This window comes from Peribacillus sp. FSL R5-0717, assembly GCF_038002945.1.
Lineage (GTDB): Bacteria > Bacillota > Bacilli > Bacillales > DSM-1321 > Peribacillus > Peribacillus frigoritolerans.
The window spans coordinates 3,100,025-3,122,020 of the sequence record NZ_JBBOOF010000001.1 but is presented as its reverse complement, the minus strand read 5'-3'; the positions used below and the strand labels follow the sequence as shown (position 1 = coordinate 3,122,020).

General features: G+C 40.8%; 21 protein-coding genes and 1 riboswitch. Of the genes, 8 read left to right on the top strand and 13 right to left on the bottom strand.

Translation table 11 applies throughout. From position 1 onward, the window contains the following. Positions 1–266: 266 nt before the first annotated feature. The 9 genes from NYE65_RS15165 to NYE65_RS15125 all read right to left on the bottom strand — a co-directional run bounded on the left by NYE65_RS15165 (position 267) and on the right by NYE65_RS15125 (position 7,633). A complete protein-coding gene (locus NYE65_RS15165; protein WP_328176717.1) occupies positions 267–503 on the bottom strand; it encodes a hypothetical protein in 237 nt (78 codons plus the stop codon). A 134-nt stretch (positions 504–637) separates the two neighbouring features. Beyond that, complete coding sequence (locus NYE65_RS15160; RefSeq protein ID WP_340861172.1) at positions 638–1,024, bottom strand: hypothetical protein; 387 nt, start codon at positions 1,022–1,024, stop codon at positions 638–640. Positions 1,025–1,158: 134 nt separating this feature from the next. After that, complete coding sequence (locus NYE65_RS15155; RefSeq protein ID WP_264640157.1) at positions 1,159–2,181, bottom strand: ADP-ribosylglycohydrolase family protein; 1,023 nt, start codon at positions 2,179–2,181, stop codon at positions 1,159–1,161. A gap of 326 nt (positions 2,182–2,507) precedes the next feature. Beyond that, entirely contained in the window at positions 2,508–2,774 is a 267-nt protein-coding gene (locus tag NYE65_RS15150; protein ID WP_328150884.1) for a hypothetical protein, read from the bottom strand. Continuing rightward, a complete protein-coding gene (locus tag NYE65_RS15145) occupies positions 2,740–3,159 on the bottom strand; it encodes a hypothetical protein (RefSeq protein WP_057278525.1) in 420 nt (139 codons plus the stop codon). Before NYE65_RS15145 ends, NYE65_RS15150 begins: the two co-directional genes overlap by 35 nt. Next, entirely contained in the window at positions 3,159–5,285 is a 2,127-nt protein-coding gene (locus NYE65_RS15140; RefSeq protein WP_340861171.1) for a ribonuclease YeeF family protein, read from the bottom strand. The genes NYE65_RS15145 and NYE65_RS15140 overlap by 1 nt, the downstream gene beginning before the upstream one ends. Continuing rightward, positions 5,282–5,569 carry a YwqI/YxiC family protein gene (locus NYE65_RS15135; protein WP_034306007.1) on the bottom strand — a complete coding sequence of 96 codons (288 nt, stop codon included), beginning with the start codon at positions 5,567–5,569 and terminating at the stop codon, positions 5,282–5,284. Before NYE65_RS15135 ends, NYE65_RS15140 begins: the two co-directional genes overlap by 4 nt. Further along, positions 5,569–5,994: a YwqH-like family protein gene (locus NYE65_RS15130; protein WP_063577498.1), complete on the bottom strand. Its 426-nt coding sequence runs from the start codon at positions 5,992–5,994 to the stop codon at positions 5,569–5,571. Before NYE65_RS15130 ends, NYE65_RS15135 begins: the two co-directional genes overlap by 1 nt. A 235-nt stretch (positions 5,995–6,229) precedes the next feature. Beyond that, the gene (locus tag NYE65_RS15125) at positions 6,230–7,633 is read right to left on the bottom strand and encodes a M28 family peptidase (RefSeq protein ID WP_340861170.1); all 1,404 of its coding nucleotides are present in this window, start codon (positions 7,631–7,633) and stop codon (positions 6,230–6,232) included. 271 nt (positions 7,634–7,904) lie between these two features. Between NYE65_RS15125 and NYE65_RS15120 the strand changes: the two genes are divergently transcribed. Genes NYE65_RS15120 through NYE65_RS15110 form a run of 3 tightly spaced genes read left to right on the top strand, consistent with a single transcriptional unit; the run spans position 7,905 to position 12,111 of the window. After that, positions 7,905–9,053 (top strand): iron-containing alcohol dehydrogenase, encoded by a 1,149-nt coding sequence (locus NYE65_RS15120; protein ID WP_328110119.1) that lies wholly within the window; start codon positions 7,905–7,907, stop codon positions 9,051–9,053. 12 nt (positions 9,054–9,065) lie between these two features. Further along, entirely contained in the window at positions 9,066–10,679 is a 1,614-nt protein-coding gene (locus NYE65_RS15115; RefSeq protein ID WP_340861169.1) for a GAF domain-containing sensor histidine kinase, read from the top strand. Between the two features lie 4 nt (positions 10,680–10,683). Next, entirely contained in the window at positions 10,684–12,111 is a 1,428-nt protein-coding gene (locus tag NYE65_RS15110; protein ID WP_340861168.1) for a sigma-54-dependent transcriptional regulator, read from the top strand. A gap of 42 nt (positions 12,112–12,153) precedes the next feature. On the opposite strand, the gene adhP is transcribed toward NYE65_RS15110, so the two are convergent. Further along, positions 12,154–13,167, bottom strand: a complete 1,014-nt coding sequence (gene adhP / locus NYE65_RS15105) for an alcohol dehydrogenase AdhP (RefSeq protein ID WP_034306567.1) — start codon at positions 13,165–13,167, stop codon at positions 12,154–12,156. A 276-nt stretch (positions 13,168–13,443) separates the two neighbouring features. Between adhP and NYE65_RS15100 the strand changes: the two genes are divergently transcribed. Then, on the top strand, positions 13,444–13,743 hold the full coding sequence (locus tag NYE65_RS15100) for a DUF3892 domain-containing protein (RefSeq protein WP_063577502.1): 300 nt from the start codon (positions 13,444–13,446) through the stop codon (positions 13,741–13,743). A gap of 82 nt (positions 13,744–13,825) precedes the next feature. Here NYE65_RS15100 and NYE65_RS15095 read toward each other — a convergent pair whose 3' ends face one another. Both NYE65_RS15095 and NYE65_RS15090 read right to left on the bottom strand, forming a co-directional pair. Then, a complete protein-coding gene (locus NYE65_RS15095; RefSeq protein WP_340861167.1) occupies positions 13,826–14,638 on the bottom strand; it encodes a hypothetical protein in 813 nt (270 codons plus the stop codon). Between the two features lie 104 nt (positions 14,639–14,742). Beyond that, positions 14,743–15,264: a YbaK/EbsC family protein gene (locus NYE65_RS15090; protein ID WP_340861166.1), complete on the bottom strand. Its 522-nt coding sequence runs from the start codon at positions 15,262–15,264 to the stop codon at positions 14,743–14,745. Positions 15,265–15,436: 172 nt separating this feature from the next. Beyond that, positions 15,437–15,481, top strand: a riboswitch (PreQ1 riboswitch). 6 nt (positions 15,482–15,487) lie between these two features. Between NYE65_RS15090 and NYE65_RS15085 the strand changes: the two genes are divergently transcribed. The 3 genes from NYE65_RS15085 (at position 15,488) to NYE65_RS15075 (ending at position 18,495) form a co-directional block, all read left to right on the top strand. After that, the gene (locus tag NYE65_RS15085) at positions 15,488–15,973 is read left to right on the top strand and encodes a QueT transporter family protein (protein ID WP_034306030.1); all 486 of its coding nucleotides are present in this window, start codon (positions 15,488–15,490) and stop codon (positions 15,971–15,973) included. Positions 15,974–16,096: 123 nt separating this feature from the next. Next, the gene (locus NYE65_RS15080; protein WP_328110112.1) at positions 16,097–16,753 is read left to right on the top strand and encodes a TVP38/TMEM64 family protein; all 657 of its coding nucleotides are present in this window, start codon (positions 16,097–16,099) and stop codon (positions 16,751–16,753) included. A gap of 116 nt (positions 16,754–16,869) precedes the next feature. Continuing rightward, positions 16,870–18,495, top strand: a complete 1,626-nt coding sequence (locus tag NYE65_RS15075; protein WP_098184966.1) for a PAS domain-containing sensor histidine kinase — start codon at positions 16,870–16,872, stop codon at positions 18,493–18,495. Positions 18,496–18,554: 59 nt separating this feature from the next. Here NYE65_RS15075 and NYE65_RS15070 read toward each other — a convergent pair whose 3' ends face one another. Then, entirely contained in the window at positions 18,555–20,048 is a 1,494-nt protein-coding gene (locus tag NYE65_RS15070; RefSeq protein WP_340861165.1) for a cadherin-like beta sandwich domain-containing protein, read from the bottom strand. A 308-nt stretch (positions 20,049–20,356) separates the two neighbouring features. Here NYE65_RS15070 and NYE65_RS15065 point away from each other — a divergent pair, with 308 nt between their 5' ends. Then, positions 20,357–21,991, top strand: a complete 1,635-nt coding sequence (locus tag NYE65_RS15065; RefSeq protein ID WP_340861164.1) for a copper resistance CopC/CopD family protein — start codon at positions 20,357–20,359, stop codon at positions 21,989–21,991. The last annotated feature ends 5 nt before the right edge of the window (positions 21,992–21,996 follow it).

The window sequence follows — 21,996 nt, the reverse complement described above, 5'->3', positions numbered from 1 at the left end:
TTCTTTTATATACTTAACCTCAAGAAATATATAATCCGAGTTATCTTCTTACACGATTCGGATATATACCTTTTTCTTTTTATTTTTGAAAATATAGTATGCTGATTCCTGCATCACATGACCTTGGATCATACCATTGCATAATCTTACCCCATTCAAATACATTTTCAGACAATATACCTTCTGGATACCCAATTTGCTCTGTAAGCCATTCGCCATGCTGCGAAAGTTTTTCTTCATAGTCCCATTGGTTAATGGATGGATCACTAACTTTTAAGCATATTCCTTGTATTATGTTTTTCGAAAGAAATTCTAATAGAAAACTTTTTGCTTCCCAATTGTATAGGCCTTAAAGATCCAACTGTTGCTGCTTCATCAGACTGGCTTTTCCTAACCTCAAAATTAGGATTTGTTACAAAAGACTTCTCCAAAAAATCCAAATTTGTATCTTGTTTTACTTCAATTCCCTCTATTGTCAATATTCCATTATTCAAGTTATTCATTATCGAATCCCCATCTCAAAAATAAATCAACATTTCCTAACGCTTCAATATGTTCAGCTTTAGTTAATTTGAAATTGTTTAGTAACACTAGGAGCCTCTTTTTTCTCTATATGTTTTATTGATTTATATATAATCTAATCTAACGAAAACGGTTTTCGTTCTTCTATTATTTCAACTTCATCTAAATTTACATTTTTAGAATAAAGATATTTATCTGTACGTCCAAATCCATACTTTTCGGCGAGTTTTAAATGAGGAGTTGCTAGAAGAATTTTTCCATTCTCGCCATTAGAAGCTCCAAACAACTCTCCTTTATATTTTGCAAAAGAATGAATTAAAAATAGCTTTTCTACTTCATTTAAGGAAATAACTTTAGTATAAATATTATCTTTATAATGGATAAATCCATAATTCATGTCTTCCTTATTATTGCTTATTAGTACTATAAAGCCTTTGCTTTCAGATTCTATGAATCTATACTCTTTACCATTATAGATCGTATACTCACCTTTTCTTAGCATTTTCCCACTCCATTATTTAATTTTCCATCCCCCAATTCAAACTGCTTGCTTTCCGTTTAACATCGCATAAACCGGACCCTGTACACAAAAAACTCCTATAATTTTATAGGAGTTTTTTTTATTGGGGATTTACATCAAGCCCCATACTTTTCTTTAATGGCTTTATCTGCACAAAAACTATGGAATTGGTTGATTAATTCATCAATATCTTCTTTTCTGATGATTTTCTCAAGCCATTCTTTAGGAATGTCGTCCATTTTATAGTACATACCTGCCATTGTCCCTGTAATGGCACCTACTGTATCCGTATCATCCCCTAGATTCACTGCTGTTAAAACGGCATCGCTAAACGAATTTGAATTTCCTAAGCACCAAATGGCTGCTTCCAACGTATGAACGACATAACCATCTGACTGAATTTCTTCTTGTGGTAATGAAAAGAAATCTTCCTCAAAAATCCTTGAATAGGATTGCAGCTCTTTTTGGTATATATGACCTTTATCAAAATTCTCATCAAAAAGTTTTTTTGTTTGTCTTATTGCATCTTCAGGAGAATTATTATAATAAAGTCTAAGTAAAAACTCGACATAAATAATGGAACCTACCACAGAACGCGGATGTGCATGTGTTACTTCCGTATACTTTTTAATGGTTTGGATTTTTTCAATGAAATTAAAGTTATTAATAAGGATAAACGCTACTGGAGCGACCCTCATCAACGCCCCATTTCCATTATCAAACATGGCATTTCCGCCACATTCTGGCGCTGGGGCTCCATTTTTAAACTTAATTATGGCTTCACTGGTCGTTCTGCCAATATCGAACATTTCATGATGTGGTGTCCAATAGCCAGATTCCATATACTGAACGAATTTTTGCATGAGCTCCGCTGAATCGCCTTTTTCAATTAAGTTTTCAATTAAACATAAAGTTAACGAAGTATCATCCGACCAAGTGCCTGGCGGCTGATTATAGGTTCCATATCCCGATATATCATTAATAGTGAAAGTCCCTCTTTTTTTAAATTCAACAGGAACACCCAGCATGTCTCCGATAATACTGCCATACATACTCGGTAATAATCTTTTCTTAATGGCTAAACTCATAAAAATCTTGTTATCGTCTTCCCATCTGTCTACCATTCTTCTGCCTGTCATTCTTTACACCTACTTTTTATTTAAGTACTATTTCGTCAGCCTTCAGTAATCCTTGCTTAATTCAATGCACTACGGATTGATTAAGGTAACACTTTGGTTTTATATACACTAATACCTATACTACAAAATCACTTTAGGTTTTTTTCCTTTTATAAAAAAACCTTGAATGGCTTTAGCCACTCAAGGTTTCCTTTTATTCTAGCAAAGTACGGTTTTCATTTTCGATAATCTTAACTATATTACCAAGGCTTGCAATGGTTTTGGTGCTTTTGGATGAGTAGTCTGGTATTCAAATAAATATGATTACCACCTATAATTCTATTTTCCTATTTTCCCATCGTTATCATATATAAAAATTTGAAAATTCGATCCTCATTACCCTTTTCTATAATTGAAAAATCTTGTCTTTCATCCACATCATACAATATCCAATTTCCATCTTCAAAGTAACAACCTGTTGATAATGGTACATTAGTTTTTCTTCCAATAACGATATTACGTTCTTGTAAATCTATTCCTAACTCTTTTATCTTATTTTCATATTCACTTCGTGTCATTTTACCTTTGGAAATATAGTATGCTGATTCCTGCATCACTGGACCGCGGATCATACCATTGGGTTATCTTACCCCATTCAAATACATTTTCAGACAATATTCCCTCAGGATAACCAATTTGCTCTGTAAGCCATTCTCCATGCTGAGATAGTTTTTCTTCATAGTCCCATTGGTTAATGGACGGATCATTTACTTTCAGATCAATCCCCCATATTAAATTATTTTTAAATGATAATCGGACATTAAAATATTTACTACCTAATTTAGGTGCTTTTAAAAACCTTAAAGATTCATTATGACTATCGAGGGTTATAGCTTTAAACTTACTTGAAGATTCTTTTGTTTTTATATCAACTAATTTACAGTTAGGAAAAATAAAAACACCATCTATTTCTAACTCTCCCTTTTTAAGATTACTCATCACTTAATCCCCCCTCCACTTTCTTCTAATAATTTCACAGCTTGTTTGATCTTTAACAATTCTTCTTCAGTTAATTTAAAATTTTTCAATTTGATAACATTTGGATCCTCTGCTATCTCTACAAAAGTCTTACTGATAGTTTCGTATATGTACTTACCACTTTCATCTTTTTGTTGTAACAATGTTGGATTAAATTCTATTCCATTTTCTTTTAATTTTTGTTTAGTTACATCGTCCAGTATAGGGTTTACTTTTCCTTCCCTAAGTAAATCTTCAAAATCCGGTGTGAATATTTGCTCTAAACCGCCTGATCCTAATTGAGGATTCGCATCTGTCATACCTCTAGCTGATGGTAAATCATCCATTAATTCGAATTTAATGACCTGAAATTTATAATCTCCCGTTCCATCATCAAATTCTCTAGGATTAACTTGAACACCTTGAAATAATTTTTTTGAATCCCCGTCTACACTGTCTAAAACCTCTTTTGTAAAACAATAACCAGTTGGTCTTGGATATCCAGCAAATAAGATTGTGCCTTTTTTCAAAATAATATCCTCATATGTATCTATACCAAAGTAAGGATGAGAACCTTGCCATAACCTTGCTCTCTGTGAAGCTTTAAGAATGGACTTATTTTTTAAAGTAGCTTCCTCTATTACACTCCATTTTAAATTTTCCAGTTCTCTTATCGTGATATTCGGCTTAACTTCCTTTAAAACTTTTTCAACAACTTCTCCATCGAGCATTACCTTAGTTCCTATGGAATTTTGTTTCTTAATTACATACTTTAATACGTCTTCAACAGGTTTAGGATTTGGATGTTTCGCTATTTCCTTAGCATATTTTCTTACTACTTTATTTCCCTTTAATAAGTCAGTAGTTTGATAGAGTGCATTCTTAGCCTGTAAATGATCCACATACTTAGCCGCACCTGCCACACCGCCGATGCCAAGTGCCATTAACAGCCCGTTCTGGCGCTGTTCCTCGGTTAGCTGGTTGCCGAACATGTCTTTGCCTGTGGCCGCTTCACCGAGGCCGTTGGCTGCGAGGAGTCCATATATTCCGTATTCGGTTTTCTGGAGGAGGCTAAAGCCTTTTGTCGTTTTATAGGCATCGAGCGCGTGGTCCGCTGCATTGAGCCCTTTCGCCGTTTTGTAGATGGCGCTGCCGCCTTTGATGGCCCGTCCGGCCCAGCCAACGACGGGGATGAATCCAGCGGCGGCCATGGCGCCGGCGGCGATTCGTTCGGCATCGGACAGCTTACGGCCCGTTACTAGATCGACTCCGGTTGAGGCCCTGATTGAATCATAATATCCCGTGAATTCCCCTGTAAAGGTTTTTGTCGTATCCCAGGCTTTTTCGTACCATGGACGATTTTCGAGTTCTTCCATTTCCTGTTCGATTTTCCGGGCTTCTGCTTGTTCCTGTTTGAAGGTTTGATAGTCTTTCATCTGACCGGCGACTTCATCCTTTACTTGATAGACGTCACTGCTCTTGAATGCCGATTGGTTGAATGTCATCGGTGAAATGTTTCCGTCCTGCTTGGTGGCATCAAGCAAGGCACGGAAGAGGCCAACGGCCACGTTTTCCTGCCCGATGGACACATCATATTCCTCGACCAATTGCCGGTCGACATTCTCGACCTTTGTCACGGTGTCATCCAGCCTGTGCCCGGCCAGCGTGATTTTTTCATTAAAGTCCTTTTGGTCGAACATATCAAGAGTCAGGATATCGTCAATGCTGCTCAGGATCCTTTGAAGATCGTTCGCTTGTTGATCAACAAGCGACTTCGCTTGGTTGATGCCGTTTGAGACTTCGCCATCTAAAAAGGGGACCTCGACCACCGTATTTCCGGAGAGGTCCGCTTCTTCCAGACTGGCCGGTATGCCTTCCAAAAAACTGATCTGGGTCGTGAATAGTTCCATCCAGGCGTCCGCCACCTCGATTTGTGCTTCATAGAAGCTTTTGATGGCGGTAGCACCGGCTCCCTGGAACTCGTTATCCAGGCCGACGATGCCCTGAAATTCCTTTTTCAGGGCTGTGACTTCCTTCTTTAGTTCTTCATATTGCTTGGCGCGCGACTTGGTTGCGGCCGTCAATGTCTCGGCTTCATATATCTTCATCGCTGATACCCATGTGAAGACGTATGGGCGATGGCTTCATCCTGTTCTTTTAATAAGTCAATGTTGGCACGGGTATCTTCCACATTTTTCTGGACGATTTTGATATATTGCTCGAAGACCTTCTCCAGGTTCGTTTCGCGATCGATCCATTTCGAGGTGAATTCCAATTTATTGTTGCCAAGCTCGCCTGCCGGCAAATTTCCAAGCGTGACTGTACCAAGTGCCGTCTTCACTTGATCGACTTGCTTCGTTACGGCAGGATGATTCAGTTTGATTGTCGTCATTAAAACAACCACCCTTTTAAATATGATATTTTGCTTTCCAATTGATCTATGACGGCTTCTCCTTTGCCTAAAAGAACATCCGCTTCATGTGCTATCGTACCTGCTGCACTCAGAGCCTTTTTCTCTATATTAAGCATCATGATTTTACCGTCGATTTTCTCTTGATAGTCATCATAATCATCATGAATGATCGTTGACATTGCCTTGTATGCATCACTGCGGGCATCTTGAAAGTCTTCTGCCCGGTTTCCCGTCCAGCTTTTTGCCAAGTCCGGGTTTTTAATTTTGGCTATTTCCCCAAGACAAGCATTCTGTTCTTCTTTGATTTGTCTTTTTGCCTGCTCCAAACGATTGATTTTTTCATTCACATCGGAAGTTTTACTGGAGAGGGCAGAGTGAATTTCACTCAATGAATTTGCATACACCTAAAAAATCACCTCAAACATACTATTCTCATTATGTAGACTGTCATATTTTTCATAATTTTTATTATAAGGATTATAGTCTTAGAGTTAAATAGGGATAAATAAGCTATTTATGCTACGGAATTAGGAAATTCAGCCCGCACGCTCCAATTCCAAATTAGACTTTTCACCCTCGCATTTCCATTTTTAAACATAAAGAAAGGGTGCAGGCTGCACCCTCTGAATATTTACTGCATTATTTGAATTCCTTTTCGCCAAATAAATACGGAACTTTCACCTTTTTCCCTTTTTTATGATTGAAATCAGGTTTTTTAGCTTCAATTTTTGCTTGGTCATAGACAGCTGTGCCGACAATTTCAGCAACATCTTGAAGCTTTTCTTTTGAGATTTTATCAATGTTATCATCAGGAGTATGATACCAAGGTTCTGATGGACTGTGGATGAATAAAGCAGCGGGTATTCCAGCCTCAGCAAATGACACATGGTCACTTCTGCCGCCTTGTCCATATGGAGTCGGCTCACCATTCAGTCTTGTACTTGATGACTGGGCCAGATCGGTTACAAGGTTCGTTTCTCCATCATTAGTCAAAATGACCAAATCTCCGGCATCCTTGCTTCCTACCATATCGAGATTGAAATTGGCAATGGTCCGCTTGATATCATCATCAGGGAGATTGTCCACATAATGCTGCGAACCCAACAATCCATTTTCCTCTGCCCCAAAGGTGACGAAGCGAATTTCCGTATCTGTAGGAAGATTCTTCAGAACACGGGCAAGTTCGAGGGTGACGGATGTTCCAGATGCATCATCATTCGCTCCGGGTGCCCCCGCGACGGAATCATGATGTCCGGTAATATAAATGATATCGCTCTTTTTTGCTTTATTGTTCTTTGTTGCTTTTTTCGTTGCCACTACATTATAAGAGGTTTTTTCTCCGGAATGGGCACCTTCAATTTTTAATGATGCTGTCAATTTGACTCCATCATTAAATTTTTCCAAAAGGGCTTCTCCATCCTTTTTGGTGATCGTGACGGATGGAATAAACTTGTCATTATCCTCTCCGAGTGTCCCGTTTAATTCCCCATCTGCATTATTGAATAGGATGACGCCCGTTGCCCCTTTTTCCGCTGCATTCAATACTTTCTCTGCAAAAGTGAGGCTCCCTCTTTGTATAAGGGCAATCTTCCCTGCAACATCGGTTTGCTCAAGCTCTTCTTTTGTTCCTAAACCGGCATATACCACTTCACCGGACAGGTCCCCATTAACTGAGTAGGTTAAATGATTCGCTTGGATTTCCCCATCAAATCCGGCAACGGATAGCTCGACCAGATTTGGGTCTGTATAAGATAAAAAACTGAACTCTTCGATATCGGCTTTATAGCCATAAGATTGGAATTGCTTTTTGATGAATTGGACGGCTTTATACTCAGAATCCGTACCGGCCACCCGAGGTGTTTGTGAGAGGTATTCAATATTCTTGTAGATTTTATCGACATCGATTCTTTTAATGACTTGCTTGTCCGTGGATGGCTCAGATATCACCGCCGATGAATGCGGCGCTGCTAAAGCGGTGGTTGTCCCGGCTGTCCCGAGTGTCAATGCTGTGATTAATGTTAACGACAGAAATTGTTTTTTCATAGATTGCCTCCCAGTTTAATAGTTTCTACCATGATTTTACAATATATAGAAAATACTAACTAGGTAGGTTTATCCCTATTCATACATGTCTAAAGTACTGAAATTACAAATACAAGAAATTACCAAGCTATTTGACCCGCATCAAAAGACCTTATCCATTCGATATTTTGTCATATTATATAAAAATACCTGTAATCCAAACAGGATTTTCGCACTTTTTCGGGAAAATAATACAGAAGATATTGAATTTTTACAGGGAGAAGGCGCAAAGATGTCGATAACTAAATTCGTGATGCCGGAAGTGATTTTCGGTAAAGGTTCGATTGAACAAGCTGGCGAGGCCTGCTTGCGGCTGGGTGCCAAAAAGGCGCTGATCGTAAGCGACTCCGGGGTAGCCAATGCTGGCTGGTTGGATAAAGTCATTGAATCCTGCCAAGATGCAGGCCTTGCTTTTGCTACCTTCATTGAAATGACGACCAATCCGAAGGACAGGGAGATTGAAGCTGGCTGTTTGACATTTAAAGAACAAGAATGTGATGCCATCATCGGCTTGGGCGGAGGCAGTGCTTTGGATGTTGCCAAAGGGGTAGCCCTTTTAGTAACGAATGGCGGCATCATCAGTGATTATGAAGGTGTTGATAAAGTCCACTCTCCCCTCCCACCCATGGTGATGATCATGACCACTGCAGGTTCAGGTTCGGAAGTATCCCAGTTTTCGGTGATCGTCGATTCATTCCGCGAGAAAAAAATGACGATCATTTCAAAATCACTCGTCCCCGATATTGCAATAGTCGATCCTGGTACCTTAACCACCTTGGGACCGGATTTGACCGCAGCTACCGGAATGGATGTTTTAACCCACGCCATTGAATCCTATGTTTCAATCGCTGCGACACCTTTGACCGATGTACAAGCTAAAAACGCGCTTTCCATCGTTTCCCGCCACTTACGCCCCTCTGTTGCATCCAGGCATAATGAGGAAGCAAAAAAAGCGATGGCGATGGCGAGCCTCCAGGCTGGACTGGCTTTTTCCAATGCCATTTTGGGAGCTGCCCATGCCATTTCACATGCCATAGGCGGCAAGTACCTCCTTCCGCATGGTGAAATCAATGCGATACTCCTTCCCCATGTCATGGATTTCAATCGAATTGCCTCACCAAGGCGATTCAGCGAGATTGCAGACATCATGGGCATCGATACACGGGCATTGACGGAGCAGCAAGCAGGAATGGCTGCCATTCACTTCGTAAGGGAATTATCCCGGGATATAGGGGCTCCCAAGAGTTTAAGTGATGTCGGCATTACGAAAGAAATGATAGATCCCATAGGGATGACCGCTCTTGAGGATGCCTGCATGATCACAAACCCCCGTGATATGTCATTAGAACAGATTAATCAGCTGCTTCTTACAGCCCTATAAGAGGTGAAAATCATGAACAAACATGAATTGATAGATTTAATGACAGGCGTTAAATCTTCAAAAAAAACGTATTACACGGAACTTAAGAAAACCGTGGATCAGCTGAAAAAGAAGAATATGCAGCTTGAAATCATGAATGACATCACAAAAAATATGAATATGGAAATCGACATCCAAGAGATTCTCCGAAATGTTATTGAAAAACTTAAGCAGCTCATTACCTTCGATGACAGTCATTTTGTCATATTGTATGAGGAAGAACCTGCCCTGCTTCACATCTGCCCTAATGGTCACTGCGATCTTGAAATGGATCCCAAAAACCTGTTACACCCTTTTCAGGAATTCTCATCGGCCTTGAAAGAAAAGCAGCCGATTCAGGTGGAAGTTAACCAGTTACCGGACTTTCCAGAAAAGGATCGTCTATTATCCCTTGAGATCGAATCACTTCTATTAGTCCCTTTATACGGAAAAAGTAAAAAAATCGGAATTTGGACTTTCGGCAGGAAGAAAAAGAATACATGGCATGAAGCTGAACTCGAATTTCTTGAGCAACTATCCAATCAGCTTGCATTAACTTTGGAGAATGCCCAGCTTTATAAGGAAGTTCTTCATTCCAAACAGGAGTGGGAGGATACATTCAAGGCAGTTGAAGATATGATCATCGTCTTCGATCACAAAGGAACGGTCTATCAATCCAATGATTCAGCCAGGGGCTTTTCCAACTTGGTTCCTTTAATTGAAAAATCGCAAAATCTGATTCAAGATACCTTTTCATTTAATAAGCCAGGGTTTCAGGAAATACTCCTTCAGCATGATACCATCTTGGAAATGCATGCTTACCCGATTCAGAATAAGGAGCATCAAGTATATGGGGTCATTGCTTATTATAAAAATGTCACCGAAAGAAGACAGATGGAAGTCCAGCTATTACATGCCGGTAAACTTGGGGCGATTGGTGAAATGGCAGCTGGGATTGCCCATGAGTTGAACAGCCCATTAACGGCCATTCTTGGTAACTCGCAACTTTTATTACGGAAAACCCCACAGGACAATCCGGATTATATGCTATTGGACGACATTAAGATTTGCGGGGACCGATGCAGGCAAATCGTGAAAAGTCTGCTTACCTTTTCTAGGCAGGATGAGTATAGGTTCCACTATTACTCTATTAACGAGGCCATTCACCAGGTTCTGAACCTATTGAAGTTCCAACTTGGGAAGAAGCAAATCTCCCTCCATCTTAGCCTTCAGGAAGACCTTCCTTTCATAAAGGGCAGCCAGCCGCAGATCGAACAGATCATCATCAACTTGCTATTGAATGCCAAGGATGCATTGGATGAGTCCGCGCAAACGGAAAAATCGATCGCGATCGCTACCTATTCAGAAAACAAGTTCATGGTGGTTCAGGTGACTGATAACGGATCAGGGATTGAAAAAGAACGCCTGCCCTTCATATTCCATCCCTTTCATACGACTAAAGACCGTGAAAAAGGTACAGGTTTGGGGCTGTCTGTAAGCCTTGGCATCGCTAAAGACCATGGCGGAAAGATTGACGTTTTGAGCACACCAGGACATGGAAGCACTTTTTTCCTGAGGCTTCCTATACAAGGAGAGGAAAGGGGATGATAAGGTGATTCATTTACTTGTGGTAGACGATGAGAAAGAGGTTGGGACTTTTCTATCCCGCCTTTTTACGATGAAAGGTTACCTCGTACAAGTTGTGAATAGCGGGAAGGAGTTTCATGAAATCGACTGGAATCAGCAGCGTTTTGATGTCGCAATGATAGATTTGAAGCTTCCGGATTGCGATGGACTTTCCCTCCTGCAGCATCTAAAACAACTTCAGCCGCGTTGCAAGGTACTGATCATGACCGGATACAGCACCGTCAAGACCGCTGTTGATGCCATGAAACTCGGCGCGAGTGATTACATGGAAAAACCCTTCGTGGATATTGAAGTACTGGAAAGGCAGATTGACAACCTATTGAATGAAAATGAAGCTTTGAACCAGCATTTCATCCAGAAGCTTGCCGAGGATTCAGGACTCATTGTCGGTGGAAGTCCTTTAATGAAGAATTTGATTGAAACGGCCTTCAAGGTTGCCCAAAAATCCGTCAATGTATTAATCGAAGGAGAAACCGGAAGCGGGAAAGAAGTGCTTTCACGCTTCATCCACATAGCCAGCCCCCGAAACCATGAACCTTTTATCGGCATCAATTGCGGAGCGATCTCTGAATCCCTGCTTGAAAGCGAATTATTCGGTCATGAAAAGGGCGCTTTCACCGGAGCGACCCAGCTGCGAAAGGGTTTTTTCGAAATTGCTGGGAACGGGACGCTTTTCCTTGATGAAATTGCGGATGCAAGTCCGGCCATTCAAGTCAAATTGCTTCGGGTTTTGGAAACGCGGGAATTCATGCGGGTTGGCAGCAGCGTGACATTACGGACGAACGCCCGGTTAGTGGCGGCCTCCAATGAAAACCTGCAAAAGGCAGTGGACAAGAATAAATTTCGGGAAGACCTATTTTACCGACTGAACGTCGTGACTCTGGATATCCCGCCATTAAGGAGCCGAAAAGAGGATATTCCGTTGCTTGTCCGACACTTGGTTGAGAGAAATGGTCATGGAGATATCTCATTTTCCAATGAAGCCATTGAAAAATTACAGCAATACAACTGGCCAGGCAACATACGCGAACTATCTAATGTGGTCTTGCGCACGCTAACTCTTGCAGACAATAAGTCAGTAATAACCGCCAATGATATCTCACTATCCAACAGCCAGATCACACCTGACAAAAATGTGTCACCTGAGATACAGTCAACAGAAAACCTTCTTGAAGAGTGGCGAAAAAGGCTGGTGGCTGATTTTAATGAGAAGGATGAACTGATGCTTGAAGAAATCCTTACGGAAATCAAACAGCTTCAATCAACAATTGGAAAGGAGCTCGTCATGCAGGCACTGCAAAAAACCTACGGCAACCGGAATGAAGCTGCCAAACGCTTGCAAATATCCATAAGGAAATTGCGCTATATATTAAATGAAAAGAGCCAGACATAATAAAAAGGAGGATGCCCCGTTCCAGGGCTTCCTCCTCTTTTCCTATTCTAGCGTCAATACGATGCGGCCGTTGATTTCTCCGTTTTCCATCATTGAAAACACGTCATTGATTTCATCAAGCTTTCTTGTTTCAATATTCGTTCTGACTTTACCCTCAGCCGCAAATTGAACAGCTTCCTGTAAATCTTTTCTCGTCCCGACGATAGACCCTTTTACAGTCACCCCATTTAACACTGTATCAAAAATCGGGATTGGAAGTTCATCATTCGGCAATCCGACTACGACAAGTGTGCCGCCCCTCTTGACTGAACTGTAAGCCTGTTCGAATGCTTTTTTCGTAACCGCCACAGAAATGGATGCCTGCACGCCGCCAACCTTATCCTTAATGGCCTGTACAGGATCGGTCTTAAGCCCATTAACCGTGTAATCCGCCCCCAGTTCCGTTGCCAGATCAAGCTTATCATCTTGAATATCGACAGCAATGACATTAAAGCCCATCGCTTTTGCGTATTGCAGGGCAACATGTCCCAATCCGCCAATTCCATAAATCGCTACCCAATCGCCAGGTTTTGCTTCTGATACCTTAAGCGCCTTATAAGTCGTTACACCTGCACAGAAAATCGGTGATACCTCCGCAAAGTCAAGCCCTTCAGGAACCTTCACCACATACTTGGCTGGTGCTTTACAATATTCCGCATACCCGCCGTCCACGGAATAGCCTGCATTCAATTGATCCAGGCAAAGCGTTTCCCTACCGGTCAGACAATATTCACAATCGCCGCAGGCCGAATAAAGCCAAGGGATCCCAACACGGTCACCCACTTTCAAGGAAGTTACGCCTTCCGCCACCTTTTCTATAATGCCCACACCCTCATGTCCCGGGATAAGCGGAAGCTTGGGTTTTACCGGCCAATCACCATGTGCAGCATGTAAATCGGTATGACACACGCCACAGGCTTTAATTTTCACTAATATCTCACCATATTCCAATTCCGGAATCGGTACTTCCTTAATCTCAAGTTTTTGGTTAAATTCATTGACGACCGCCGCTTTCATTGTCTTGACCTGTTGTTTTGCATTTACAGTGCTTGCCCCTTGTTTTACATTCATGATTACTATTCCTCCCTTAATCTAGTGGATATTATTTCTTGCTACTACTTATACAAGATGCAAGTGCCATGCCACTGCAAAAAGGCCAAGACGACAGCATTCACAAAAAAAAGTGCCGAAAGATCGGCCCATTTGGACGAATTAACGGCTCAAGTTGGACGAAATCCGGTTTGTATATTGCAGGAAAAATGGTTCACCCTATAAATAGGAGGTGCCTAAAACATGGACAAATTTGAAGAAGCCTATGAGTCATATAAACAGCAGGGAACACCGCAAGCAAACCAAAGTGATTCAGCAGCAGGAAAAGAAGAAATCATCGCCGTAAGGAAAAATGAAGAGGACAATATTATCGCCATCAAGACGAACTCCGGCCGCGAACTCGACTACCCCTCAGCCCTTGCGGAAGCCAAAGCTGGCAACCTGGCCAACGTTGACGTCTTTCATAAATATGGACGTGACATATTACGGAGTGAGCCCGATGGGATAAAAGAAAATAACCTGGATCAACTGCCGGAGTTTTGAATTTTTCGGGAGACTGCCTGATACGGGCAGTTTTTTTCTATCTGGATGCGCAAAAAAAAGAACCAGCATGATTAGCCAGATCTTATTTTTCATAAGGATAGGATTCAGAGATTTCGAGCATTCGGCCGCAGGACTCGACAACCTCGATGATTTCCATCCATGACATGTCCAGACCCAGTTCATTAGCATGGGAAATCTTATCCCGTAATTTTCGGATGGCATTCGCATCCTTCTTCCCTTTACTTTTCGAAGGGATTTGGAAGAAGTGCCTCAATTCTTTATCTTTATGTATAATATCGAATTTATCACTGATTTGCAGGCACTCTATTATATTGATATCCTCATTTTTATCGATTCTCCTTTTATATAATTCGGTTGCCTTTTCTAAACGGTCTTCGCTGATCATTGGATACCAGCTGCCATCGCCGAATCTATCCAGGATGATATCGCTCATCCTCATTTCCAATAAGGTAATATATCCGAATATCAGCATCCTGATCGGAGGCTTTTGGAGGTCGGCATGGGTAATCAACATTTTAATTGAATTATTCTCTAATACGAACACCCTTGTCTTATTCTTAAAAATATGGAGAAGCTGGATCAAAGGGGTTGAATTCGAAACCATTTCCCTTGGTGAGAAGTTTCTCATATATTCAGAAATACTTCCCTCACCTAGTTCTTGCCTTTCGATATATCCGATGATTTCCCCTTGATCTTGGACTGCCAATATATCAAAATTCTTTTTTTTCATTGCTTTCTGGATATCCAGCGCCAGATCGTTTTTATGGCAAAACTCAAGCTCCTGGGCAATGCTCTTAACCGTTATATTTTCTTCATAAAGAGTTTTAAGACTCAGATAGCTGCTATTACTTTTTCTTTCGCTTCCATTTAACATCTTTCAACCTCCGATCAGGAACACTTTCTGCCCGTTTTCCGCTTTAATAATAGAAATGAATGCGGCCCCAAATAAAGTTCACTTAGTGGACTCCATCCCATTCATCAAATGCCATCAACTGCATTTCCTGCCGCCGTTTCCACATTCTCCTTTTCTTCCCACCCCTTACAAACATCCACCCAATCCTTGGCACCTGAATATTCAAATAATTCAGCGAGTGTAAGTTCTATTGCAGAGTTTGAACTGCCGCAAGCCGGAAACAATGACTCGAAGCGCTTCATCGATACATCAAGAAAAACAGCTAAATCGTTTGCCAGGCCAAACGGGCAAACGCCTCCGATTGCATGGCCGGTCTGTGCAAGCACTTCATCAGGTGAAAGCATTCGTGCCTTGAAACCGAACGTCTGACGAAATTTCTTATTATCCACTTTCGCGTCCCCTGTGGCAACGACCAAAATCGCGTGTTCACCTTCCCCTTTAAAGGAAAGGGTCTTGGCAATCCGCGCTGGGATAACACCGATGGTTTCCGCTGCCTCAATCACCGTGGCACTAGATGTTTCGAACTCTTTTACGTCACCTTCCCGATTCCATTGTTTAAAATGGCTTTTGACACTTTCGATCGACATATTAATATTCACTCCTTTTTATGTACATATTGAAATAATATCATCCTTCATTGCAATAATTCAAAATACAATTGTGCTGCTTCATCTGATTGGAAACCTATAAATTAAAACCATTCTTTACAAATTGACGAAACAAGCTTACGTGGGATACTATTAATCATCGGGTAAACGCCTGCACGTGGTTCGTAACCATCCCACGATAAAAAACTAGGGAGAGAGTAAAATGAATGTTCGTACACTCGTGATAAACGGGTTATTGGCTGCCTTGTATGTGGCGGTCTCATTGGTGTTTAAACCAATAGCTTTTGAGATGTTCCAATTCCGTGTACCGGAAATGTTGAATCATCTGATTGTATTCAATAAAAAGTATATCTACGGTATCGTTGGAGGAGTCTTCATATCGAATCTGCTCTTTTCGCCGATGGTGCCATATGATTTGATTTTTGGGGTGGGCCAATCCCTGCTCGCCTTATTGCTTGTCATTTATGTTTCTCGTTTCATAAAAGGCATTAAAGGACGTATGGTCGCTACGATTATCTTTTTCACGTTCACAATGTTTTTAATTGCAATTGAACTGAACCTTGCCTTTGGCTTGCCATTCTGGCTAAGCTGGATGACTACAGCTGTCGGTGAGTTCGTTGTCCTTTTGATTGGAGCGCCAATCATTTATGGAATGAACAAAAGAATTCAGTTTGAAAAGTGGCTTTAAAAGGAATCTTCGCGCCGTTAAGCCACTATAATGGAAAAGAGCTGTCTGCATGATGCGGCAGCTCTTTTTTTTCACCATTGAACTTGAAAATGATAAACTATTAGTAAGAATGGTGGTGGCCCTTTGAAAAAAGTCCTGACCATAATCGGTCTACTTGTAATCGCAATTTTTATATACTCTAATGCAGAACTGTTCACTTTGGTTTGGAAAAGTGATTTGGATTCTGTTATTGGCATATTGAAGGAAAATCTTTTGCTTACATTTATTGTGACATTCGTTTTGATGTTTGTACAAAATTCTTTTACAATCATCCCCTTAATTTTGCTCCTGACCATCAATGTCACGATATTAGGATTCATATATGGCTATCTATGGAGTTGGTTTACAAGTGTTGTTGCCTCAGGATTCATTTTTTATGCAGCAAGAAACTGGTTTCAGGAGCTTCTTTTAAAGAAGATTGGTGAAAAATGGCAAGAATCTGTAGTGGAGCATGGCTTCATGTACGTGTTTACAGGCAGGATTTTCCCGCTTATCCCAACAAGCTTAATTAACTTGGCGGCCGGAGTCAGCACCGTCACTTTCAAAGACTTTTTATTGGCGACGGCACTTGGCAACCTTATATACTTTTTCTTCCTATCACTGATTCCCTATGGACTGCTATCTGTTGAAATGAACCAATATACGCTAGCGGCTCTTGCACTCCTCTTCTTACTATTCTTCATGGTCTATAAGCGTGCAAAAAAGAAGAAGAAACTAACCTTCTTCAGAAAAAACAGGTGACCACATTGGCCCCTGTTTTTTTATTTAGAGATTCTGCATATATTTTTTTCCGATAGTTTGTTAAAATGTGTATGTAATTTTACCTTTGAAATGTCTTAAAATCAGGGAGAATCTCCATGTCCAAACGCTCCATCTTAGCAATATATATCCTATCCGGGATTCTTACATTAGTCGTATTCGACTATTTTTTAACTACAAATATCCATAATAAAGAGGTCTTCATTCAACTCCAAAGGGCGGAAGGCATTGTTTTCCTTTTATCAATAGGCTTAATTCTATATCTTTATTTAGCTAAAAAGGAAGAATTCAAACGATTAAAAGAGGCGGAACAACGTCGGCGCACACTCATCAATTCAATGGTGGATTTCGTTAATTTCAAGGATGGGGATGGCCGATGGCTTGAATCCAATACCTTCGGGCTGCAATTATTTCAATTGGAGCATGTAGATTATAAGGGGAAAAGAGACAGTGAGCTCGCAGAATACACCGAATTTTATAAAGAATCGTTGATCTACTGTGAAGTTTCCGATGAAGAAACGTGGGTAAAGGGGGAAATTACTAGGTGCGAGGAAATCATCCCTCTTCCCGATGGCAATCACAAGACCTTTGATACGATTAAAGTTCCCCTGTTCAATGAAGATGGTTCACGTAAAGGCTTAGTCGTCATTGGCAGGGATATATCTGAAAGAGTTGTCGCGGAGAATCAATTATTTGATAGCGAACAACGCTATAAATCATTGTTTGAGCACAACCCTTATCCGATGCTGATGCTTGATTTAAATGGAATGATCACGACCGTGAATCCAAGGTTTGAAACGGTAACAGGCTTTCAACAGGAAGAAATACATGGCGCTTCATTCATTAATTTGAATTTTTCAGCAGAAGACGCGGAATTGATCCGTACCTCATGCCAATATGTCATGGAAAACCAAAAGGGGATCAAAAAAGGGAAAGATATAGAATTTCTGACGAAGTACGGGAAGTCCATCTTACTTTCTTGTACGTTTGTCCCAATGATGGTTGGCGAGGATTTAGTCGGAATCATTACTTATGCTAAAGAAGTCACTCAAATTCGAGAAACCGAAGCACGCTTAAGAAGAACCGAAAAATTATCGATAGTCGGCGAACTTGCCGCAAGTGTAGCCCACGAGGTACGAAATCCGCTGACTTCTTTAAAAGGTTTCGTCCAACTGCTTAAAAAGAGCGACCATCCCTATGAACAATACTACACGATCATGTTAAGTGAATTGGACCGGATCAATCTTATTGTAAGCGAGTTACTCGTTCTGGCAAAACCACAGGAACTTCCATTCAGCAAACATCAAATCATCGACCTGATGAACGATGTCAAAACCTTGTTGAAACCAGAGGCGGACTCGTACCCCACCAAAATATCAATATCTGTCAAAAATGAAATACCGCTTCTATTATGTGAGGGAAACCAATTAAAACAAGTTTTCATAAACATGCTCAAGAATTCCATGGAGGCATCCGCCGACCACATTTGGATTGATTTTGAACGAATGAACAATAACCTTTCCATCACCATCAAGGATAACGGTAGCGGAATAGAAAAAAACCGCATAAAACATCTTGGAGAGCCTTTCTATTCTTCAAAAGAAAAAGGAACCGGATTAGGACTGACAGTCAGTTGCCGAATCATTGAGGCGCATCGGGGAAAGGTCCGGTTTAACAGTGAACTGAACCAAGGAACCGAGGTCCAAATCATTTTGCCCATATAAATATGAACTTCGAGGACAAGCCTGAACCTTGTCCTTTTTTTGCAGGATTCAAAACCATCCTATTTTATCAGAGAGGTGAAGAATTCCTTTATATTCCCAAAGAATGAAACCGTCTCAACAGGTTGTTTCCCATTAGTCTGGCCTCCTGAATCATTGGATGTTTCGCTCTCCGTCATACCAGCTGTAATCGTTTGCGCTGCCTCAACTTCCACCTCTTTTGTTTTGACATCATCCACGGTTTCTTCCTCATCCATTTCAACATCCATGTCCTTTTCAAAAACAAGGACGTAAGTAAGACGCTCCCCATCCTTTGAAACGGTAACGGAAATGGCCGTTTTCGCTTTATCCTTGATCTTCACTTTTGCACTGCTCGCACCGTCATATTCAATCGTTGCTCCGCTGGCATTTGTCGTTGCATTCAATTTGACTGAAGAAATATCATTATCGACCTCTATATGATAGGTATGCTCATTAGATTCAAAAGATTTGTTCCATACGCCGGATGATACCGTCAGACTGTTCAACACTGGTCCATTATTGCCTTCCTCGCCTAAAGAATCTGCGGACGTTACTTTCTCAACAGAATCCGTTTTCACTTTTTGTGTTGAAATACTTTCAATTTGCTGTGCATTCGTTACTTCACTGACACCACTGCTTGGCTTTTGATTATTGGAGGATTCCGCTGATGTTAAAGATGTTTTACTCCCCTTATCCGAGGATTCTGCTGATGATAAAGAAGATTTATTCCCCTTATCCGAGGAAGGTTGGGCTTTACTCGTTCCTGTTGAGGGCTCCTTTTGAACTTCATCCTCTTTTGGAGCAGCTTTCGATTCCGTTTCCTTTGCTGTGGCTGCAGCCCGTGTAATCGTGAGTGTATATGTTTTTTCATCACCATTTTCCGCTGTAACGGTTATCTTCACCGTTGTCTTACCGACTGGAAGGGTAACCTTTACACATGCACTGGTTGCATCCTTGCCATTTACCTTTACAATTGCCTTACTGTCACTCAATGTCGGAGTTACCGTAACCGACTGGACTTCATTTTCAACTGAAGCATGATAAGCTGTCACCTTAGAATCGAATGTTAATGAGCCTTTTGATAATCCAATCGATGTTAAAAGGTTATCATCACTTTCATGTTTTTCGACCTTGAGAGTATAGGTTACGGTTTCATTTTCCCCATCGCTGACGGTGATTACAAACGTATTCATGCCAGTTTGAAGAGTTAAATCCTTCAATTTACCCTCCGTCATTTTGACACCATTCACATATATGGCTGCATTCTCGTTAGGGCTTGCTGCAAGCAAGGTGATCTTTTCCACATCATTCCCCACTGTTGAACTATAGTCGTGTACATCTTCTGTAAACTTTTGATCCAGTGCTATACCCTCTATCTCTAGTTTTGAAAGACTATTTACCGTTTGTGCCTCTTCCAAAATGACAGAAGTGCCTTCCGCAGCTTCTGTCGCTGGTATATAAGTGGATGTTCCCATCCCCACAAGGGAACCAACCAAGATCACCTTCACACTTGTTTCTTTTAATCCCTTCTTCATCAAAACCTATCCCTCCAAATTCCTTAAACATGATAGGCTCAGATTACTAAAGGAACCTTAATTATTTATTAATGGAGTTTATATCAAAAGGAGGATGCCTATTTGATATAAACTTTATGCAAAGTGGAATTCCCACCACTTATTTATGGCTATACTGGAATGGAAGGCAAAACTAAAACTTATTGTTCTCATTTTCTAGCGAACCTCTTAAACTGCCTTTAGATAACTAAATTATTTTCACTGTTTTTTCACATTTTCCTTTTATAATGGGCTTACATAATCGGATGAAAGGATGATGGCACACCAAGATGAAAAAATATTTATGGCTGGTAGTCAGCCTATTCAGTTTGCTTTTATACCCGGCAATGGCTTCTGGGCATGCTACAGTAATCAGCTCTAATCCTAGCCCGAATGAAGCGATGAATACTCTTACTGAAAAGATCACCATTCAATTCAGCGAGAATATACAACCAGCTTTTCATTCGCTTGAGGTATTCAGCCAAGATGGAGACAAAATTCAAACTCAAGACAGTACAATCTCTGAACAGAGTGAAAAAATATTGGAAGCTAAGTGGAAGGGCACGATCGATGAAGGGATTTACTATATTAAATGGAGAGTGGTTTCGAGTGATGGCCATCCTATAGAAGGAACTATCCCCTTTCAATTCGGAGATTCGGCAGGCCTATCAGATCAAAATAATTCCGAAGTGAATGAAAGTTTTCCGAATTCCATCAACGTTATTCTGCAAAGTCTACAATACATATGCTTCGCTGCCCTTACCGGAATCCTTTTTTTCAGATTATCGCTAATGAAGGATTCCCGACTTTTTGAAGCAAGCAGAAGAACCCGTCTATACCTTTGGCTTTCATATGCTGGTTTAGCATTTTCCATCTTCTGCAGCCTGCCTTTAAGAGTTACGATCGATGCTGGCGTAGGTTGGACCGATGCATTTAATGTTAGTTATATAAAGGAAGTATTGAATGCTACAAACTTTGGGACGATCTGGATCATGGAAATTCTAATATTGCTCCTTCTATTTTTAGTAATTTATTTCATGCTCGAGAACTCATTGAATAAATCACTACCTTTCATTTCATTCATCATAATTGCCAGCTTGATGATTTGTAAGGCATTCACCGGACATACAGCAGCCGTTCCTAATCAGGCTCTGGCCGTTTTGATGGATTTCCTTCATTTATTGTCCATGGCTTTATGGCTCGGCGGCCTTATGGCCTTATTGGTGATTTTGCCTGGGCTTGCAGATCGGCAGGCAGTCCAACAAGATAAGAAAACCTTTTACTGGTCGATCATTCAAAGGTTTTCCAAATGGGCATTTCTGTTTGTAATCATCCTGATTATTAGCGGAATATATAGCAGTTTACAGCATGTGCCAACTATCCATTCAATGTTTAACACAACATATGGCCAATTGTTACTAGCGAAAATCAGTCTCATGTTAATCATGATCGTTTTAGGCGGCTTTCATTTTCTCAGAGGGAAAAAGCAAACGAAAAAACTTGGTTATAGTGTGGGAATGGAGTTTGGTTTAGGAATCGTCATCCTTCTCGTTGCAGCTTTATTAACAAATGTCCAAACTGCCATGTCTTCTCCCGGCCCCATTGAAAAAACGTTACGGACTGAAGAAAATAACGAGGTTACATTAATGGTGACGCCCAATGAAGTCGGGGATAACATGATTCAAGTAAATCTATCCAATGAAGGCAAGCCAATTGCTGAAATAGAGCAGCTTACGATCACGATGCAGCCATTGGATACGCCACGCGGTGAAATAAAGCTGCAAATGAAGGAGAAAAACACAGGGACATTTACATCAAAGTCTATATTAACCATGCCAGGAAAGTGGAATATCCATGTTCATGGATTGACTGAAAGCCTGGATTCAATCAATGCTGATTTTATAATTTTCATAGGGAATTCATAATAGGA

What these genes read in the sequence shown, in the direction of transcription:
- NYE65_RS15165 (WP_328176717.1), bottom strand. Translation starts at nt 503, where the DNA reads ATGAATAACTTGAATAATGGAATATTGACAATAGAGGGAATTGAAGTA.
- NYE65_RS15160 (WP_340861172.1), bottom strand. Translation starts at nt 1,024, where the DNA reads ATGCTAAGAAAAGGTGAGTATACGATCTATAATGGTAAAGAGTATAGA.
- NYE65_RS15155 (WP_264640157.1), bottom strand. Translation starts at nt 2,181, where the DNA reads ATGACAGGCAGAAGAATGGTAGACAGATGGGAAGACGATAACAAGATT.
- NYE65_RS15150 (WP_328150884.1), bottom strand. Translation starts at nt 2,774, where the DNA reads ATGCAGGAATCAGCATACTATATTTCCAAAGGTAAAATGACACGAAGT.
- NYE65_RS15145 (WP_057278525.1), bottom strand. Translation starts at nt 3,159, where the DNA reads ATGAGTAATCTTAAAAAGGGAGAGTTAGAAATAGATGGTGTTTTTATT.
- NYE65_RS15140 (WP_340861171.1), bottom strand. Translation starts at nt 5,285, where the DNA reads ATGAAGATATATGAAGCCGAGACATTGACGGCCGCAACCAAGTCGCGC.
- NYE65_RS15135 (WP_034306007.1), bottom strand. Translation starts at nt 5,569, where the DNA reads ATGACGACAATCAAACTGAATCATCCTGCCGTAACGAAGCAAGTCGAT.
- NYE65_RS15125 (WP_340861170.1), bottom strand. Translation starts at nt 7,633, where the DNA reads ATGAAAAAACAATTTCTGTCGTTAACATTAATCACAGCATTGACACTC.
- NYE65_RS15120 (WP_328110119.1), top strand. Translation starts at nt 7,905, where the DNA reads ATGTCGATAACTAAATTCGTGATGCCGGAAGTGATTTTCGGTAAAGGT.
- NYE65_RS15115 (WP_340861169.1), top strand. Translation starts at nt 9,066, where the DNA reads ATGAACAAACATGAATTGATAGATTTAATGACAGGCGTTAAATCTTCA.
- adhP (WP_034306567.1), bottom strand. Translation starts at nt 13,167, where the DNA reads ATGAAAGCGGCGGTCGTCAATGAATTTAACCAAAAACTTGAGATTAAG.
- NYE65_RS15100 (WP_063577502.1), top strand. Translation starts at nt 13,444, where the DNA reads ATGGACAAATTTGAAGAAGCCTATGAGTCATATAAACAGCAGGGAACA.
- NYE65_RS15095 (WP_340861167.1), bottom strand. Translation starts at nt 14,638, where the DNA reads ATGTTAAATGGAAGCGAAAGAAAAAGTAATAGCAGCTATCTGAGTCTT.
- NYE65_RS15090 (WP_340861166.1), bottom strand. Translation starts at nt 15,264, where the DNA reads ATGTCGATCGAAAGTGTCAAAAGCCATTTTAAACAATGGAATCGGGAA.
- NYE65_RS15085 (WP_034306030.1), top strand. Translation starts at nt 15,488, where the DNA reads ATGAATGTTCGTACACTCGTGATAAACGGGTTATTGGCTGCCTTGTAT.
- NYE65_RS15075 (WP_098184966.1), top strand. Translation starts at nt 16,870, where the DNA reads ATGTCCAAACGCTCCATCTTAGCAATATATATCCTATCCGGGATTCTT.
- NYE65_RS15070 (WP_340861165.1), bottom strand. Translation starts at nt 20,048, where the DNA reads ATGAAGAAGGGATTAAAAGAAACAAGTGTGAAGGTGATCTTGGTTGGT.
- NYE65_RS15065 (WP_340861164.1), top strand. Translation starts at nt 20,357, where the DNA reads ATGAAAAAATATTTATGGCTGGTAGTCAGCCTATTCAGTTTGCTTTTA.